We start from the raw sequence: 16,245 nt of genomic DNA, 5'->3' as shown, positions 1-16,245 counted from the left end.
ACCCGTCTGCCATCCGGTACGGGTATCGCCGCCGCACTGTGGGGTAGAACTCTGCCCATGGCGACCGACACCGGGCGCGACGCCGACGAGCAGCGGGACGGGGAACCACCGCGTCCCGCGTTCGTCCTGCACGAGCACCGGCGGCCGACCCACCACTTCGACCTGCGGCTGGAGGAGAACGGGGTGCTCCGGTCGTGGGCGGTGCCGAGGGGCCTGCCCGGCGACCCGTCCGGAGACCGGTTGGCGGTCGCGGTGGCCGACCACGACCTGGACCACCTGACCTACACCGACGCGGACAAGTCCATCGCCGACTCGGGCTGGTGGGAGGAACACGACCGGACCGAGCGCCGGTTGCTCTTCACCCTGCACGGACGGGCCGGCGCGACCCGGTACGCGCTCATCCACACCCGGCAGAACTGGCTGCTGCACCGGACGAAGGACCAACCGGACCGGTAGCGCGGTCGGGGTGACCGGGGCCAGGGCACGGGCGGTCGGGCCGGTGGGTGGCCGGGTGAAAACGCTCCGGGTCAGCCGGCCGGCGTCGGGGCCAGCGCGCGGAGCAGGGCGTCGATCGCCGGCCGCAGCGGACCGTCGCCCCGGGGCCGGGTCGCCGCGAAGATCTGCCGGCCGGTCACCGGCGCGTCGAGCGGGCGTACGTCGACGCCGGTCGGCACGTTCCGCAACGCCAGTCCGGGTACGAGGGCCGCGCCGAGCCCGGCGGCGACAAGATCGAGGGTGAGGGCGAAGTCGACCGCCCGGTGCCGGATGTCCGGCTCGAATCCGGCGAGGTGGCAGGCGCGCAGGGTCGACCGGCCGCAGGGGGTGTGTTCGGCGCTGGCCACCCAGGGCACGTCCGCCAGGTCGGCCAGCCGACGGGTGGACCGGCCCCAGCCGACGGGGGTGATCAGGTGCATCGGGTCGGTGGTGATCGGGTGCCGGTCGAGTTCGGCGGTCCGGGGCGCCGGGACGTGGTCGTACTCCTGGAGGATGGCGACGTCGATGGTGGCCGAGCGCAGGTCGAGCCGGCTCTGCCGGTCCTCGGCCTCGACCACGCGTACGTCCAGGTCCGGGTGCTTGGCCATGGCGCGGGCTGCGGCCGGGGCGACCAGGGTGCCGGCGGCGGACGGGAACGCGGCCACCCGGACCGTGCCGCCGACCCGCTGGTGCAGTACGGCGAGCCCGGCCACCGCGTGTTCGACCGCGCCGAGGATCCGCTCCGCGTGTGCGGCGAGGACCTGCCCGGCGGCGGTGAGCACGACCCCCCGGCCGGACCGTTCGAGCAGTTCGCAGCCGGCCTCACGGGAGAGTTGTACGAGCTGCTGGGAGACCGCCGACGGGGTGACGTGCAGGGCCGTGGCGGCCGCGGTCACCCCGCCCCGGAGGTTGACCTCGTGCAGCACCCGGAGTCGCCGTACGTCCAAATCCATGTAGCCACGCTACAGCGACAGTTAAGAACTATGAACTGGACCTTAATGGTCTGCCGGGGGACGGTATTCGGGTGAAACTGACCCACCGGTTCCAGGCCCTGTTCGTCGCCGCCATCTGGGGCGTCAACTTCGTCGTCATCGACATCGGCCTGCGGGACCTCCCGCCACTCGTCCTGACCGCGCTCCGGTTCGTCGTCGCGGCGCTGCCGCTCGTCCTGCTCGTACCCCGGCCCACCGCCCGACTGCGCTACGTCGTCGGTTACGGGCTCGTCCTCGGCGTACTGAAGTTCGGGGTGCTGTTCACCGCGATGGACGCCGGGATGCCCGCCGGCCTCGCCTCGCTGGTGTTGCAGGCGCAGGCGCTGGTCTCGGTGCTGCTCGCGGCGGTGCTGCTGCGGGAGCGGCCGAGCGGCTGGCAGGTGGCCGGCGTACTGGTCGGTTCGGTCGGGATCGGGATGCTCGCGGTCGGCGGCGGTGGTCGGGCGACGCTGGTCGGGTTCGCGCTCACCCTGGCCGCGGCCGTGAGCTGGGCGGTGGCGAACGTGGTGGTACGGGCGAGCGGGGAGACCCGGCCGCTGTCGCTGCTGGTCTGGTCCAGCCTGGTCCCGCCGATCCCGCTGCTCGGCCTCGCGAGCGTGGTCGACGGTCCCGGCCGGGTGCTCGACGCCCTCGCCGACCTCTCCTGGGGCGGCATCCTCGCCGTGCTGTACGTCGGCTACGTCTCCACCCTGCTCGGCTTCGGCCTCTGGAACCGTCTCATCGCGACCTACTCGGTGGCCCGGGTGGCCCCGTTCAGCCTGCTGGTGCCGGTGTTCGGGCTGGCCGCGTCCGCGCTGTTCCTGCGGGAGCGGGTCGGTGTCACCGAGGCGGTCGCCGCCGCCGTCATCCTCACCGGGCTGGCCCTGGTGATGCGCCGGCCGCCCGTACCCGCTGTCGGGCCCGCCGCCGTCGACCCCGGCACCGACGGCGGAGCCGGGGTGCCGGGGCCCGTCGCCGCTCGTCCGGCGGGATGACGGGGATCAGCGGGGGTAGACAACTCGTCGGTGGGAACCGGAATAGGGGCGGACCGCGCCTGGTTTAAGCGTGTAGTTCAAACTTGAACGAGATCTGGTCGAGACGAGGCGGGCAGCAGACATGCAGTTCGGGATCTTCACCGTCGGTGACGTGACCACCGACCCCACCACGGGACGGACACCCACCGAGGCTGAGCGGATCAAGGCGATGGTGACGATCGCGCTGAAGGCCGAGGAGGTCGGCCTGGACGTCGTCGCGATGGGCGAGCACCACAACCCGCCGTTCGTGCCGTCGTCACCGACGACCATGCTCGGGTACGTCGCCGCCCGGACCGAGCGGATCGTGCTGTCGACGGCGACGACGCTGATCACGACGAACGACCCGGTCAAGATCGCCGAGGACTACGCGATGTTGCAGCACCTGGCCGACGGCCGGGTGGACCTGATGATGGGTCGCGGCAACACCGGCCCGGTCTACCCGTGGTTCGGCAAGGACATCCGGGCCGGCATCCCGCTGGCCGTGGAGAACTACGCCCTGCTGCACAAGCTGTGGCGCGAGGACGTGGTCGACTGGACCGGCAAGTTCCGTACGCCGTTGCAGTCGTTCACCTCGACGCCGCGCCCGCTGGACGGGGTGCCGCCGTTCGTCTGGCACGGCTCGATCCGCAGCCCCGAGATCGCCGAGCAGGCCGCCTACTACGGTGACGGCTTCTTCCACAACAACATCTTCTGGCCGATGGAGCACACCCAGCGGATGATCGAGCTGTACCGCGAGCGGTTCGAGTTCTACGGCCACGGCAACGCCGACCAGGCCATTGTCGGCCTGGGCGGGCAGGTGTTCATGCGCAGGAACTCGCAGGACGCGGTCCGCGAGTTCCGCCCCTACTTCGACAACGCGCCCGTCTACGGGCACGGCCCGTCGCTGGAGGACTTCACCGCCGAAACCCCGCTGACCGTCGGCAGCCCGCAGCAGGTGATCGACCGGACCCTGACCTTCCGCGAGCACTTCGGCGACTACCAGCGCCAACTGTTCCTGATGGACCACGCCGGCCTGCCGCTCAAGACCGTTCTGGAGCAGCTCGACCTGCTCGGTGAGGAGGTGGTTCCGGTGCTGCGCAGGGAGCTGGACGCACTCCGCCCGGCACACGTACCGGACGCGCCGACCCACGCCAGCCTCCGGGCCGCCCGCGACGCCGCCCTCGAAGCGGTGGCCGGCGACCAAATCGACACCGACTCCGACGCGATCGCGGGAGCGCAGCGATGAAGCAGCGCAACCTGGTGGCCATCTCCGCCGGGCTCAGCCAGCCGTCGTCGACCCGGCTACTGGCCGACCGGCTGGCCGCCGCCACCCACCGGGCAGCCGAAGAGCGCGGCATCCGGCTCGACGTGGCGGTGATCGAGCTGCGCGACCACGCACACGACCTGATGAACCACCTGCTCACCGGCTTCCCGTCGACCGAACTGCGGCAGACGATCGACCGGGTTGCCGGCGCCGACGCGCTGATCGCGGTCACACCGATCTTCAACGCGTCCTACAGCGGACTGTTCAAGTCGTTCTTCGACGTCGTCGACGACACCGCCCTCACCGACAAGCCGGTGCTGATCGGTGCCACCGGCGGCACCGCCCGGCACTCGCTGGCGCTCGAACACGCGCTCCGGCCGATGTTCGTCTACCTGCACGCGGTGGTCGTGCCCACCTCGGTCTTCGCCGCCTCCGAGGACTGGGGCACCGACTCCGCCCAGGGCGGGCTCGCCACCCGGATCAACCGGGCCGGCACCGAACTGGCCCTGCAACTCGACCTGCGCGAACCGGCCACCGTCACCGACCCGTACGCCAACCCGACCCCGTTCGAGCGACTGCTCGCCGGCGACTGACCAGCACCGGGGTTCGCCCCGTTGAAGCGACAAGGGCATCCGAACCCTCGCGGGTCGGATGCCCTCGCTGCGTCCGGGGCGTGGCCGGGGGATCAGTGGACAGCGACCGCCGGACCGGCCGAGTCGATGTCGGTGAGCTGCTCCGGGCGGGCGACCACCACCAGCACCACGATCGCGGCCAGCATGCCACCGGCGATCACCGCCGCCATCGCCACGCTGCCGGTGCCCAACACCCCGACCAGGGGTGCCGCGATCGCGCCGATCCCGAACTGCACCGCACCGAGCAGCGCGGCGGCGGTGCCGGCCGCATCCCCGTGCCGCGCCATCGCCAGCGCGGGCGCGTTCGGCAACGCCAGCCCGGCGGCGGCGAGCACCGCCCAGAGCAACACCAGCACGCCGGCCAGGCCGCCGAAGTTGGTCGCCGCGACCACCAGCAGACCCGCACCGAGTACGGTGCCGGCGACCAGCGCCCCGCGCAGGATCTGGAACGGGGTGTACCGGCGCAGCAGCCGTACGTTCAACTGGGTGGCCCCGATCAGGCCCACCGCACCCGCGCCGAACACGATCGCGAACTGCTGCTCGTCCAGGCCGTACTGCTCCTGGAAGACGAACGACGAACCGGCCACGTACGCGAACAGCGCGGCCATCGCCAGGCCCGCGACCAGCGCCAGCCCGACGTACGTGCGGTCGCGCAGCAACGAGCCGTAGACCCGCAGGGTGCCGAGCGCCCCGTCGGTACGGCGATTCTCCGGCGGCAGCGACTCGCGGAGCGCGAACAGGATCACCGCGATCAGCCCCGTCCCGAGGATCGCGAGCGCGACGAAGACGCCCCGCCAGTCGGTCCACCTCAGCAGCGCCCCGCCGAGGGTGGGCGCCAGCACCGGGGCGACCCCCATCACCAGCATCAGCCGGGAGAAGAGCCGGGCCACCGCGGAGCCGCTGAACAGGTCGCGGACCACGGCCAGCGCGATCACCGACGCCGCCGCCGCACCCAGCCCCTGGAGTACGCGCAACGTGCCCAGCACCGCGATGTTCGGTGCGACCACACACAGCACCGAGGCGATGACGTGCACGATGGTGCCGATCAGCAGTGGTCGGCGGCGGCCCACGGCGTCGGAGAGCGGACCGATCAGCAACTGCCCGAGGGCGAGACCGGCCAGGGTCCCGGTGAGGGTGAGCTGCACCGCCGCGGTCGTCGTCTGGAGGTCGCTGGTGATGGTCGGCAGCGCGGGCAGGTACATGTCGATGGTCAGCGGACCGATCGCGATGAGCGAGCCCAGCACCAGCACCAGCCGCCGCTGTTGCCGGCGGTCCGGTTCGGCCGGCGCCGCGGGCGGCGGTCCTGCCGCGGCTGTGCCGTCAACCCGTCGTTCGACCGTGGTCATGAGGCCCCTTTCCGGGGGTCTGGCGGGAATTGGTACGGAGCACGCGGCCCGGTCAACCAACTTCAACAAGACCGGGCGGTCACGGGACCATTCCCACGCCGGCCCACGGTGCTCAGCGTCACACTCCCACCGGGGAATGCACCAGACCGGGGAAACGCACCAGCGCCCGGAACGCGCCACCCGCCGGCACGGCTGACGTCACCGGAAAGCCACCACCGGACCGGTGCCGGTGACGTCGGGTTGACGCGGCGAGCAGCAAGGTGACCGGGATCAGCCGTCGGACCGCCAGCCGGGCCGGCGCCAGCGCGTCAGCCGAGGGGAGAACTTCGATGAGTCGTCTACTGATCGTCGGCCGGATGACACCGGGCCCGGAGGACGGAACGGGCCCGGGGGCCGAGGAACGGATCGCGCAGATCTTCGCCGAGTCGGACCAGACCGAACTGCCGACCGTCACCGGCGCCCGGCACCGGTCGCTCTACACCATCGGCGACCTGTACCTGCACCTGGTCGAGCTGGACGCGGCCGGTCCGGCCGGGTTGCCGACCGCCGCCGCGCACCCGTTGTTCGTCCAGCTCAACGAGCGGCTGTCGAGCTGCACCACGCCGTACCTGTCCACCTGGCGCTCGCCGCGCGACGCAATGGCCAGGTGCTTCTACAGCTGGGACGCGCCGGTTCCGGCACAGCGCAGCGGGCAGTGACCGCTGATGCCGGCCGGGCCACCGGAAGTCATCATCATCGGCGCCGGTACGGGCGGCATGTGCCTCGCGCACGGCCTGCGGCGGGCCGGCATCGACGTCTCGGTCTACGAGCGGTACCGGACCCGTGGCGACGGCCTGCACGGCTACCGGGTCGGCATCGGCCCGACCGGCAACCGCGCCCTGCGGGAGTGCCTGCCGCCGGAACTGTTCGAGACCTTCATGGCCACCTGCGCGCGTTCACCCCGGTACTTCAACGTCATCACCGAGAAGATGCGCGTGACCGCGTCCTTCCCGCTGCGGCCGGAGAACGAGACCGACCCGGTCGACTGCGACCGAGCGGTCTCCCGGATGACCCTGCGCCAGGTCCTGCTCACCGGCATGGAGGACGTGGTCCGGTTCGACAGGACGTTCACCCACTACGAGCAGCACCCCGACGGCCGGGTCACCGCGTACTTCGCCGACGGCACCAGTGCCAGCGCGGACCTGCTGGTGGCGGCGGACGGCACCCACTCGGCCACCCGCCGGCAGTACCTTCCGCACGCCCGGATCCGGGACGCGGGCAGCATCAACATCGCCACCAAGATTCCGCTCACCGACGAGACCCGGGTGCTCCTCCCGGACCAGGTACGCGACGGCATCTCGCTGATCTTCGGCAGCGGCGGGCTGATGGGCGTACTGCACGTGATGGAGTTCAACTGGGACCGGCACGGCGTACCGAAGGCGGGTGTCGGCGGCAACGAGGCGCGGCTGATCGAGCACTGGCCCGGACTGCTCTTCGACAACACCCGCGACTACATCAACCTGATCATCTGGAGTGCGCACCACCGGTTCCCGCCGGACGTGATGAACAGACGCGGCGACGACCTCGTACGGGTCGCCCTCGACCTGACCCACAACTGGCATCCGAACCTGCGTGAGCTGTTCAAACGCTGCGACCCGGAGAGCTGCATCCCGGTCAAGGTCGCCACCTCGGAACCGGTGCAGCCGTGGCCGCCGAGCAACGTCACCCTGCTCGGCGACGCGATCCACACCATGACTCCCGGTCGGGGCGTCGGCGCGAACACCGCGCTGCGCGACGCGGCCCTGCTCTGCCGCCAGCTCACCGCCGTCGCCGCCGGTGACAAGACCCTGCTCCGGGCGGTCGCGGACTACGAGGCGGAAATGCTGCCGTACGGCTTCGCCCGGGTCGCCGACTCGCTGGCGAACAACGGCACCAACGGCAACGACCCGCTCTACCGGCCGGTGGTCGGCCGGTTCGCGTTGCTGGCCGCCCGTGGCTATTTCAGCCTGACCAGCCGGGTCCCGCCGCTGCGGCGGAGGTTCGTCGACGAGATCTACGCCCGCCGGGGCGCCCACGGTTGACCGGCACCCCCTACCCTTCCCTTCGTCGGCGGCAGGCTGACGCGGGGTGCGGAAGGGGTGGCAGGTGACCGACTTCACCGGTACACGCGAGAGTGGTGCGAACCGGCTGGGCGACGGGCCGGACGACCGGCCGAGCCGGCCGAACGAGGCGGACCCGGCGGACGAGTTCCGCTGGCTGGAGGACCTGGACAGCGCGGTGGCGACCGGTTGGGTGTCCGACCGCAGCGCGGAGACCCTGACCACCTACGCCGGCAGCGACTCGTACGCGCAGCTGCGGGACGAGTTGCGCCAGGTGCTCGACGCCGACGACCGGATCGCCTACCCGACGTGGCGCGGGGAGTACCTGTACAACCTGTGGCAGGACGCCGCCCATCCGCGCGGGCTGTGGCGGCGTACCACGCTGGAGCGGTACCGGACCCCGGAGCCGGACTGGGAGATCCTGCTCGACCTGGACGAACTGGCCCGACAGGAGTCGGAGAGCTGGGTCTGGCAGGGCGCAACGGTGCTCCGGCCGGACTACCGCCGCTGCCTGGTCAGCCTTTCCCGGGGCGGCTCCGACGCCACCGTCGTTCGCGAGTTCGACCTGGTCGAGCGGGCCTTCGTGGCGGACGGGTTCGTCCTGCCGGAGGCGAAGAGCGACGTCGGCTGGATCGGCGCCGACCACGTCTTCGTCGGCACCGACTTCGGCCCCGGCTCGCTCACCGACTCCGGCTACCCGAGGATGGTGAAGCGGTGGCGACGCGGGACCCCGCTCGCCGAGGCGGTCGTGGTCTTCGAGGGGCAGCCCACCGACGTCGCGGTCGGGGCCGGGCACGACCCCACCCCCGGTTTCGAGCGCGACCTCGTCTACCGGATGCTCGACTTCTACCGCGCCGAACGGTTCCTGCTGACCGGAGCGGGCGAACTGGTCCGGATCGAGGTGCCGGACGATGCCCGGACCGACGTGCACCGGGAGTGGTTGCTGATCCGGCTCCGGTCGGACTGGACCGTCGACGGGGTCACGTACCCCGAGGGGGCGGTGCTGGTCACCCGGTTCGACGACTTCCTCGCCGGTGGGCGGGAGCTGACGCCGGTCTTCGAACCCGGTCCGACCACCTCGCTGCGTTACCACGCCTGGACCCGTAACCACCTGATCCTGGCGGTGCTCGACGACGTACGGCTGCGGTTGGAGGTGTGCAGCCCCGACGGCGCCGGCTGGCGACGGTCCGTACTGGATCAGGCGCCGGGCTTCGACCATCCCGACGTGGTCGCCACGAACCCGGACCACACCGACGAGTTCATGCTCTCCACCAGCGGTTTCCTGCAACCGGCGACGCTGCGCTACGGGCACGTCGGTGCCGGGGCGGAGACCCTCAAACAGGCCCCCGCCTTCTTCGACCCGGCCGGCCTGTCGGTCCGGCAGTTCTTCGCCACCTCGGCCGACGGCACCCGGGTGCCGTACTTCGTGGTGGGTCCGCCGGACGGCGACCCCGGCCCGACCCTGCTCACCGGGTACGGCGGCTTCGAGGTGTCGATGACGCCGGGCTACGACGGGATCATCGGCCGGGGCTGGCTGGCCCGGGGCGGCACCTACGTGCTGGCGAACATCCGGGGCGGCGGCGAGTACGGTCCGCGCTGGCACCTGGCCGCGCTGCGGGAGAACCGGCCCAGGGCGTACGAGGACTTCGCGGCGGTGGCGACCGATCTGGTGGACCGGGGCATCACCGAGCCGGCCCGGCTGGGCATCGAGGGTGGCAGCAACGGCGGGCTGCTGATGGGCGTGATGCTCACCCGCTATCCGGAGCTGTTCGGCGCGATCGTCGCCTCGGTGCCCCTGCTCGACCTGCGCCGCTACCACAAGCTGCTGGCCGGGGCGTCGTGGATGGCCGAGTACGGCGACCCGGACCGCGAGGAGGACTGGGCGTACCTGCGGGAGTTTTCGCCGTACCACAATGTGCGGCCGGGGCGGCCGTACCCGCCGGTCCTGTTCGTCACCTCGACCCGCGACGACCGGGTGCATCCCGCGCACGCCCGCAAGATGGTGGCGAGGCTGCGCGAGTACGGCTACGACGTCTCCTACTACGAGAACGTCGAGGGCGGTCACGGCGCCGCCGCCGACAACGCCCAGCGGGCCGCCAAACGCGCCCTGACCCTGACCTTCCTCCACCACCACCTCACCCCGCCGATCTAGGGCGAATACGTGTGAGTGGATCTTTATCCACCACCATTCGCCCTAGATCGCCGAGTAGAGGGGCGGGTTAGCGGAGGGGGCGGAAGCGGCGTAGGCGGAGGCTGTTGGCTACCACGAAGAGGGACGACAGGGCCATGGCGGCACCGGCGATCATGGGGTTGAGCAGGCCGGTGGCGGCCAGTGGCAGGGCGGCGACGTTGTAGCCGAAGGCCCAGAACAGGTTGCCCTTGATCGTCGCGAGGGTACGTCGGGAGAGCCGGATCGCGTCGGCCGCGCCCATCAGGTCGTCCCGGATCAGGGTCAGGTCGGCGGCCTCGATCGCCACGTCGGTGCCGGTGCCCATGGCGATGCCGAGGTCGGCCTGGGCGAGCGCGGCGGCGTCGTTGACCCCGTCGCCGACCATCGCCACCACCCGGCCCTCGTCCTGGAGCCGTTTGACCACGTCGACCTTGTCCGCCGGCAGCACCTCGGCGATCACCTCGTCGATGCCGACCTCGGCGGCGACCGATCCGGCCGCGCCTCGGTTGTCCCCGGTCAGCAGGACCGGGGTGAGGCCGAGCCCGCGCAGCGTGGCGACCGCTTCGGCACTGGACGGCCGGACCACGTCGGCGACCACGAGGACGGCCCGGACGGCGCCGTCCCAACCGGCGAGGACCGCCGTACGACCGGCGGCTTCTGCCTCGGCACGGGCGGCCGACAGCTGTTCGGGCAGGTCCAGTCCCCGCTCGACGAGCAGCCGTTCCCGTCCGACGGTCAGTTCGTGGCCGTCGACCGTGCCGGTGACGCCGAGCCCGCCGAGTCCGGCGAAGCCGCCGACCGCCGGCAGCGCGCCGACCCGGTCGAGGGCACCGGCCGCGATGGCCCGCGCGATCGGGTGTTCGGAGGCGGCCTCGACCGCTCCGACCAGGCGCAGCGCCTCGTCGGGGAGCTGGTCGTCGGCGGTGACGATGTCGACCAGGGTCATCTGGCCGGTGGTGACGGTGCCGGTCTTGTCCAGCACGATCGTGTCCACCGTACGGGTGGACTCCAGCACCTGCGGGCCTTTGATCAGGATGCCGAGTTGCGCCCCCCGGCCGGTGCCGACCAGCAGCGCGGTCGGTGTGGCCAGGCCGAGCGCGCACGGGCAGGCGATGATCAGTACGGCGATCGCGGCGGTGAACGCGGCGGATCCGCCCTCGCCGGCACCGAGCCACCAACCCAGGGTCGCCACCGCCAGCGCGATCACGATCGGCACGAAGATCGCGGATATCCGGTCGGCGAGCCGCTGCACCTGCGCCTTGCCGGTCTGTGCCTGTTCGACCAGCGTCGCCATCTGGGCGAGTTGGGTGTCGGAGCCGATCCGGGTGGCCCGGACGACCAGCCGGCCGCCCGCGTTGACGGTCGCACCCACCACCGGTTCGCCGGGGCCGACCTCGACCGGCACCGACTCCCCGGTGAGCAGGCTCGCGTCAATGGCGGAGCTGCCGTCCTCGACCACCCCGTCGGTGGCGATCTTCTCGCCGGGCCGGACCACGAACCGGTCGCCCACGACCAACTGCTCGACCGGTACGCGTACCTCGGTGGTGCCGCGCAGCACCGCGACGTCACGGGCACCCAGTTCGAGCAGGGCTCGCAGGGCGGCTCCGGCCCGCCGCTTGGACCGGGCCTCGAAGTAGCGGCCGGCGAGGATGAACAGGGTCACCCCGGCGGCGGCTTCGAGGTAGATGTTGCCGCTGCCGTCCGAGCGGCTGATGTCGAGGCTGAACGGGTGGACCATGCCGGGTGTGCCGGCGGTGCCGAAGAACAGTGCCCAGATCGACCAGCCGAACGCGGCGACGGTGCCGAGCGAGACCAGGGTGTCCATGGTCGCGGCGCCGTGGCGCAGGTTCACCAGGGCGGCCCGGTGGAACGGCAGCCCGCCGTAGACGACGACCGGGGCGGCCAGGGTCAGCGAGAGCCACTGCCAGTAGGTGAACTGCCAGGCCGGGACCATGGCCAGCGCGATGACCGGCACGGTCAGGACGAGCGAGACCCACAATCGGGTACGCAGTGCGTGCAGCTCGTCGACCGGCTCACCGCCCTTGTCCGCGTCCCCTGCCGTACGGGGCGGCGGCGGGAGTTGGGCGGTGTAGCCGGTCTTCTCCACCGTGGCGATCAGCTCGGCGACCGTGACGGTGTCGTCGGTGAGCGTGACGCTCGCCTTCTCGGTGGCGTAGTTGACCGTGGCTTCGACGCCGTCGAGGCGGTTGAGCTTCTTCTCGATCCGGGCCGCGCAGGAGGCGCAGGTCATGCCACCGATGTCGAGCTGGATCGAGGTGGCTTCCCGGGGTAGGGATCGGTCGGCGGTGGTCATCGCTGATCTCCTAACCGTGGGTGTGGCCGGGCGCCCCGGCGAGTGCGGTGAACTCGGCCGTCCGGACCGTGCCCTGGTGCTGGAAGTCGAGGAAGAGCCGGTACGCCCCGGCGCTGGGCACCTCCACCCGGAAGGTGACCGTCGGTCCGGCCGGGGTCCGCCCGTCGCCGGGTTCGCCGTCCGGGTGGACGTGCAGGTAGGCGAGGTCGCCGTCACGCAGCGCCACCAGGTGACCGTACGCCGCGAGGTAGGGCTCCAGGTCGGTGACGGGGGTTCCGTACCTGCTCACAGTCAGGGCGAGGGTGGACGAGGTGCCCGGTTCGAGATCGCCGTCGAGGGTGACGGTGTAGCCGTCGCCGACCAGGGCGCTGCGGCCGGCGGTGGGCAGTGGCACCGGCCGGTAGTCGCCGGGGGCCGGTACGTCCACCCCGAGCGTGATGTTGTCGGGGTGGCCGGCGGGCTGGAAGTCGGCGATCAGTCGGATCTGCCCGGGTGCGTCGACGGTGAGGGCAATGGTCCAGGTCCCGTCCCCGGCCATCTGCGGATGGACGTGCTGGAAGTTGGCCAGGTCGCGCCGGACCACGATCAGGTGCAGGTCCCGGTCATGCGTCGGCGTGTACGCGGTCACCGGGTCGCCGTCGGGCCCGAGCACCCGGAACGAGAGCTGGTTGGCCGCTCCGGTGGCCAGGGTGGCGGTGAGCGGGGTGAGCCGGTAGCCGTCCTGGGCCACCTGCAACCCACCCGGCGGCTGTGCCGCTTCCCCGCTCTGCTCGTTGCCGAGGCTGGGCAGGGTGGTGCCGGGGTGGCCGTGACCGGAGCCGGCGGTGGTGTCGCGGTCCGGTCCGCCTCCGGTCACCTGGCCGGCGCCGAGGGCGGCCCCGAAGACCACCGCCAGCCCGGCCAGGTATCCGCCGACCTTGAATCGGGTTCTCATCGGTTGGTTAGCTCACCAGTGTGTAGCCGGCCTCGTCGACGGCGGCGCGGACCGCGGCCTCGTCGAGGGGCTGCTCGCTGCTGACGGTGACGGCACCGTTGGCCACGTCGACCCGTACCTCGCTGACGCCGGGCAGCGCGCCGACCTCGGTCTGGACCGAGCGTGCGCAGTGGCCGCAGGTCATTCCGGTTACCTGGTACGTCGCTTCCACGGGAGCCTCCTGGGCGGGTGGTGGTCGGTCGTCACCGGCCGTGGTGGCACGGCACGACCCCTGCTGTGGCCAACCATACCCGTACCCCCCAGGGGTATCAAGGTGGTCCAGCACACTCGCCGGGCGGAAGGCTCGTACGGGTGGGCCGACAGGCGAACGCGCCGCCCACCGGAGGGTGAGCGGCGCGTTCGACGAAGATCGGGGTCGACCGCCGTGGCGGTCGACGGTGGGGTCAGCGGCCGAGCTGGCGGTACTTGGCCTCGGTCGCTTCCTTCTTCGGCCGCCACCAGCCCTCGTTGCGCTGGTACCACTCGACGGTCTGGGCGAGCCCGTCGCGGAAGTTGAGGTACTGCGGCTTCCAGCCGAGTTCCGCCTGGAGCTTGCTGGAGTCGATCGCGTAGCGCAGGTCGTGGCCGGGCCGGTCACCGACCATGTCGAACCAGTCGTCCGGGCGTCCCATCAGGCGCAGGATCTCCTGCACCACGACGATGTTGTTCAGCTCGCACTCGGCACCGATCAGGTACGTCTGCCCGATCCTGCCGCGCTCCAGGATCGCGTTCACCGCCGTGTTGTGGTCGTGTACGTGGATCCAGTCGCGGACGTTCAGACCGGAGCCGTAGACCTTCGGCCGGATCCCGTCGATCACGTTGGTGATCTGGCGCGGGATGAACTTCTCGATGTGGTGGAACGGGCCGTAGTTGTTCGAGCAGTGCGAGATGGTGGCGCGGACCCCGAACGACCGGATCCAGCCGCGCACCATCAGGTCCGAACCGGCCTTCGTCGAAGAGTACGGGCTCGACGGGTCGAACGGGCTGCCCTCGGTGAACCTGCGGTCCTCGTCCAGTTCGAGGTCGCCGAACACCTCGTCGGTGGAGATGTGGTGCAGCCGCTTGTCGTGCCGTCGCACGCTCTCCAGGATGTTGAACGTCCCGATCAGATTCGTCTGGACGAACGGGCTGGGGTCCATCACCGAGTTGTCGTTGTGCGACTCGGCCGCGAAGTGCACGACCGTGTCGGCCCGTCGGACCAGCTCGTCGACGGTGGCCGCGTCGGTCACCGAGCCGTGCACGAAATTGATGCGGTGCTCCACCTCGGCGAGGCTGCTCCGGTCACCCGCGTAGGTGAGTGCGTCGAGTACGTCGACCTCGCAGTCGAGTGCGTCCAGTGCCTGGCGGACGAAGTTTGACCCGATGAATCCTGCACCACCGGTGACCAGTAAACGCATGGGCGCCATCCTAACAGCGCCGGCCTTCACGGAGAGTCAGCCGTAGCCGGGCCCCCGACGGGGGTGGATCGCCCGGTGACCCGCCCGAGTGACGTCGGAGGCGGCGGCGGAACAACCCTGTGCCCCGTCGATCGGCGGCCTGGGACCGCCCGGTAGCTGCGGAGTTGATTCCATCCTCGTCGACGGCGGCACCGACCACGGCTACCACCGGCGGCTCGCGGCGCGGACGACACCCGCGATCGCGTCCGGGCGGACCCCTGAGCATTTGCCGCAATACGAGATAATTCTTCGCTATCGTCGCTCTGGGAAGCGGGCGGATCGGGACAACTCGGCCCTGCCGTGTCCCGCCGACGGCCGAGCGTGGCCGACGGCCGAGCCGAGCCGGCACCGGTTGCGAAGGGGGCACCACGATGGTCGTCCGTCAGAAGAACCGACGCGGTACGGCGGGCAGGTGGGCCCTGCTCGCGTCGACCATCGCCGGCGCGGCGCTCGCCGCGACGCTGGCCGTCGCCGGTGCGCCGGTTACCGGTGACGCGGCCGGCCAGCTCGTTCCGCTCGGCGTGGTGGCGCCGACCCCGGGTCCCGGTGGCGTGACCTTCGAGGTACTGCCGGCCTCACCCACCCCCGCTCCCACCGGTTCACCCACGCCCCGGCCCACTACGACCGGGGGCGGCCATCTCCCGGTCACCGGCGACGACCCGATGCCGCCCGGCTGGCTGCTGGCGGCGGGCGCGGTGCTGCTCCTGCTGGGGGTGCTCACCGTCAGCGTCTCCCGCGGGCTGCGTCGCCGCCGGTCGTGAGCGATCGGTTCCCGGCCGCCCGGTGCCGTCTCCCACGCGTTCCGGTACGGCCCCGGGCGGCCCGTCGCCCGACCGGGTGACAGGCCGCTGACCTGGCATACTCGCCGATCGTGACGCTTTCGCGCGGCTGGGCGCTCTTTCTGACCGGGGTCGGTGTCTGGACCTGGGTGATCTGGCCGAGATTCGGTCTGGCGATCTGGCAGGACCCCCGTTCCTGGTCGACCGCCCAGGTGGGTCAGGGGGCACCGACCAGCTTTCTCTGGGTACACGCGTTGCTGATCGGGGCCTCACTGGCGATCGGTACGACGGTCGGGCTGCTCGGCGTACGGGCCTGGTGGGCGACCCGCCGGCCGAGTCGGGACAGCTGAGTACCCGACCCCCCGAACCCGTTTGTTCACCCAGTCACCTTGATCGATTTGGCTCTGAACCGGTCATCCGGTAACTTTTTCGGAGTCAGCGGGGCACCGGACAGGAACCGCCGGGTTACACCGGGGTTGTAGGACGGCCTGCTAAATCCTCTCGGTTGTGCAGGGTGTAGGTTGCTGTGTGCGAAGAGTGGGCCTGGTTGCGGTTTGATCGGGTGGTTGTGAACGGCCGGAAACGTCGGTTTGACTCGGTGGAAACGACCGGGTAACGTGGTTAAAGCGCCGGGCGGGAACGCTGGGTGTGAATGTCGAGGTTAAAAGCCCCGGGTTGTGGGCCCCTTGATTGGGGTTGATGGTTCGGTGTGTGTTTGTTCTTTGAGAACTCAACAGGGTGCTTGATAAGCCAGTGCCAATTATGATTTAACCCCGGCCGGCTTGGTCTGCTTCA

Annotated in this window: 15 protein-coding genes; 9 read left to right on the top strand and 6 right to left on the bottom strand. The window is 71.1% G+C overall.

The genetic code is table 11. The features are described from left to right. The first annotated feature begins 57 nt into the window (after positions 1-57). Positions 58-456, top strand: a complete 399-nt coding sequence (locus tag ACZ6QQ_RS00075) for a DNA polymerase ligase N-terminal domain-containing protein (RefSeq protein WP_465873059.1) — start codon at positions 58-60, stop codon at positions 454-456. Between the two features lie 71 nt (positions 457-527). Here the strand turns inward: ACZ6QQ_RS00075 and ACZ6QQ_RS00070 are convergent, their stop codons facing one another. After that, positions 528-1,427 (bottom strand): LysR family transcriptional regulator, encoded by a 900-nt coding sequence (locus ACZ6QQ_RS00070; RefSeq protein ID WP_465873058.1) that lies wholly within the window; start codon positions 1,425-1,427, stop codon positions 528-530. 71 nt (positions 1,428-1,498) lie between these two features. Here ACZ6QQ_RS00070 and ACZ6QQ_RS00065 point away from each other — a divergent pair, with 71 nt between their 5' ends. The 3 genes from ACZ6QQ_RS00065 (at position 1,499) to ACZ6QQ_RS00055 (ending at position 4,315) form a co-directional block, all read left to right on the top strand. Then, positions 1,499-2,440: an EamA family transporter gene (locus ACZ6QQ_RS00065; RefSeq protein ID WP_465873057.1), complete on the top strand. Its 942-nt coding sequence runs from the start codon at positions 1,499-1,501 to the stop codon at positions 2,438-2,440. Positions 2,441-2,561: 121 nt separating this feature from the next. Next, on the top strand, positions 2,562-3,704 hold the full coding sequence (locus ACZ6QQ_RS00060) for an LLM class flavin-dependent oxidoreductase (protein WP_465873056.1): 1,143 nt from the start codon (positions 2,562-2,564) through the stop codon (positions 3,702-3,704). Then, positions 3,701-4,315, top strand: a complete 615-nt coding sequence (locus ACZ6QQ_RS00055; RefSeq protein ID WP_465873055.1) for an FMN reductase — start codon at positions 3,701-3,703, stop codon at positions 4,313-4,315. Before ACZ6QQ_RS00060 ends, ACZ6QQ_RS00055 begins: the two co-directional genes overlap by 4 nt. Positions 4,316-4,407: 92 nt before the next feature. Here the strand turns inward: ACZ6QQ_RS00055 and ACZ6QQ_RS00050 are convergent, their stop codons facing one another. Beyond that, entirely contained in the window at positions 4,408-5,700 is a 1,293-nt protein-coding gene (locus tag ACZ6QQ_RS00050; protein ID WP_465873054.1) for a multidrug effflux MFS transporter, read from the bottom strand. A 329-nt stretch (positions 5,701-6,029) separates the two neighbouring features. On the opposite strand from ACZ6QQ_RS00050, the gene ACZ6QQ_RS00045 reads away from it, so the two are divergent. The 3 genes from ACZ6QQ_RS00045 (at position 6,030) to ACZ6QQ_RS00035 (ending at position 9,930) form a co-directional block, all read left to right on the top strand. After that, the gene (locus ACZ6QQ_RS00045; protein WP_465873053.1) at positions 6,030-6,398 is read left to right on the top strand and encodes a TcmI family type II polyketide cyclase; all 369 of its coding nucleotides are present in this window, start codon (positions 6,030-6,032) and stop codon (positions 6,396-6,398) included. Between the two features lie 6 nt (positions 6,399-6,404). After that, positions 6,405-7,760, top strand: a complete 1,356-nt coding sequence (locus ACZ6QQ_RS00040; protein WP_465873052.1) for an FAD-dependent oxidoreductase — start codon at positions 6,405-6,407, stop codon at positions 7,758-7,760. Between the two features lie 64 nt (positions 7,761-7,824). Further along, positions 7,825-9,930 carry a prolyl oligopeptidase family serine peptidase gene (locus tag ACZ6QQ_RS00035; RefSeq protein WP_465873051.1) on the top strand — a complete coding sequence of 702 codons (2,106 nt, stop codon included), beginning with the start codon at positions 7,825-7,827 and terminating at the stop codon, positions 9,928-9,930. 67 nt (positions 9,931-9,997) lie between these two features. Here ACZ6QQ_RS00035 and ACZ6QQ_RS00030 read toward each other — a convergent pair whose 3' ends face one another. From ACZ6QQ_RS00030 to rfbB, 4 genes are all read right to left on the bottom strand, one after another. Beyond that, positions 9,998-12,262 (bottom strand): heavy metal translocating P-type ATPase, encoded by a 2,265-nt coding sequence (locus tag ACZ6QQ_RS00030; protein WP_465873050.1) that lies wholly within the window; start codon positions 12,260-12,262, stop codon positions 9,998-10,000. A 10-nt stretch (positions 12,263-12,272) separates the two neighbouring features. Further along, the gene (locus ACZ6QQ_RS00025) at positions 12,273-13,196 is read right to left on the bottom strand and encodes a hypothetical protein (RefSeq protein ID WP_465873049.1); all 924 of its coding nucleotides are present in this window, start codon (positions 13,194-13,196) and stop codon (positions 12,273-12,275) included. Positions 13,197-13,203: 7 nt separating this feature from the next. Beyond that, entirely contained in the window at positions 13,204-13,407 is a 204-nt protein-coding gene (locus tag ACZ6QQ_RS00020) for a heavy-metal-associated domain-containing protein (RefSeq protein WP_465873048.1), read from the bottom strand. 232 nt (positions 13,408-13,639) lie between these two features. After that, positions 13,640-14,632: a dTDP-glucose 4,6-dehydratase gene (gene rfbB / locus ACZ6QQ_RS00015; RefSeq protein ID WP_465873047.1), complete on the bottom strand. Its 993-nt coding sequence runs from the start codon at positions 14,630-14,632 to the stop codon at positions 13,640-13,642. Positions 14,633-15,042: 410 nt separating this feature from the next. On the opposite strand from rfbB, the gene ACZ6QQ_RS00010 reads away from it, so the two are divergent. Both ACZ6QQ_RS00010 and ACZ6QQ_RS00005 read left to right on the top strand, forming a co-directional pair. Continuing rightward, complete coding sequence (locus ACZ6QQ_RS00010; protein WP_465873046.1) at positions 15,043-15,432, top strand: hypothetical protein; 390 nt, start codon at positions 15,043-15,045, stop codon at positions 15,430-15,432. 110 nt (positions 15,433-15,542) lie between these two features. Continuing rightward, positions 15,543-15,800 carry an SCO4848 family membrane protein gene (locus ACZ6QQ_RS00005; protein ID WP_465873045.1) on the top strand — a complete coding sequence of 86 codons (258 nt, stop codon included), beginning with the start codon at positions 15,543-15,545 and terminating at the stop codon, positions 15,798-15,800. Positions 15,801-16,245: the final 445 nt, after the last annotated feature.

This window comes from Micromonospora sp. NPDC049529 (assembly GCF_055586685.1).
This window is presented reverse-complemented; position numbering and strand designations above follow the sequence as displayed.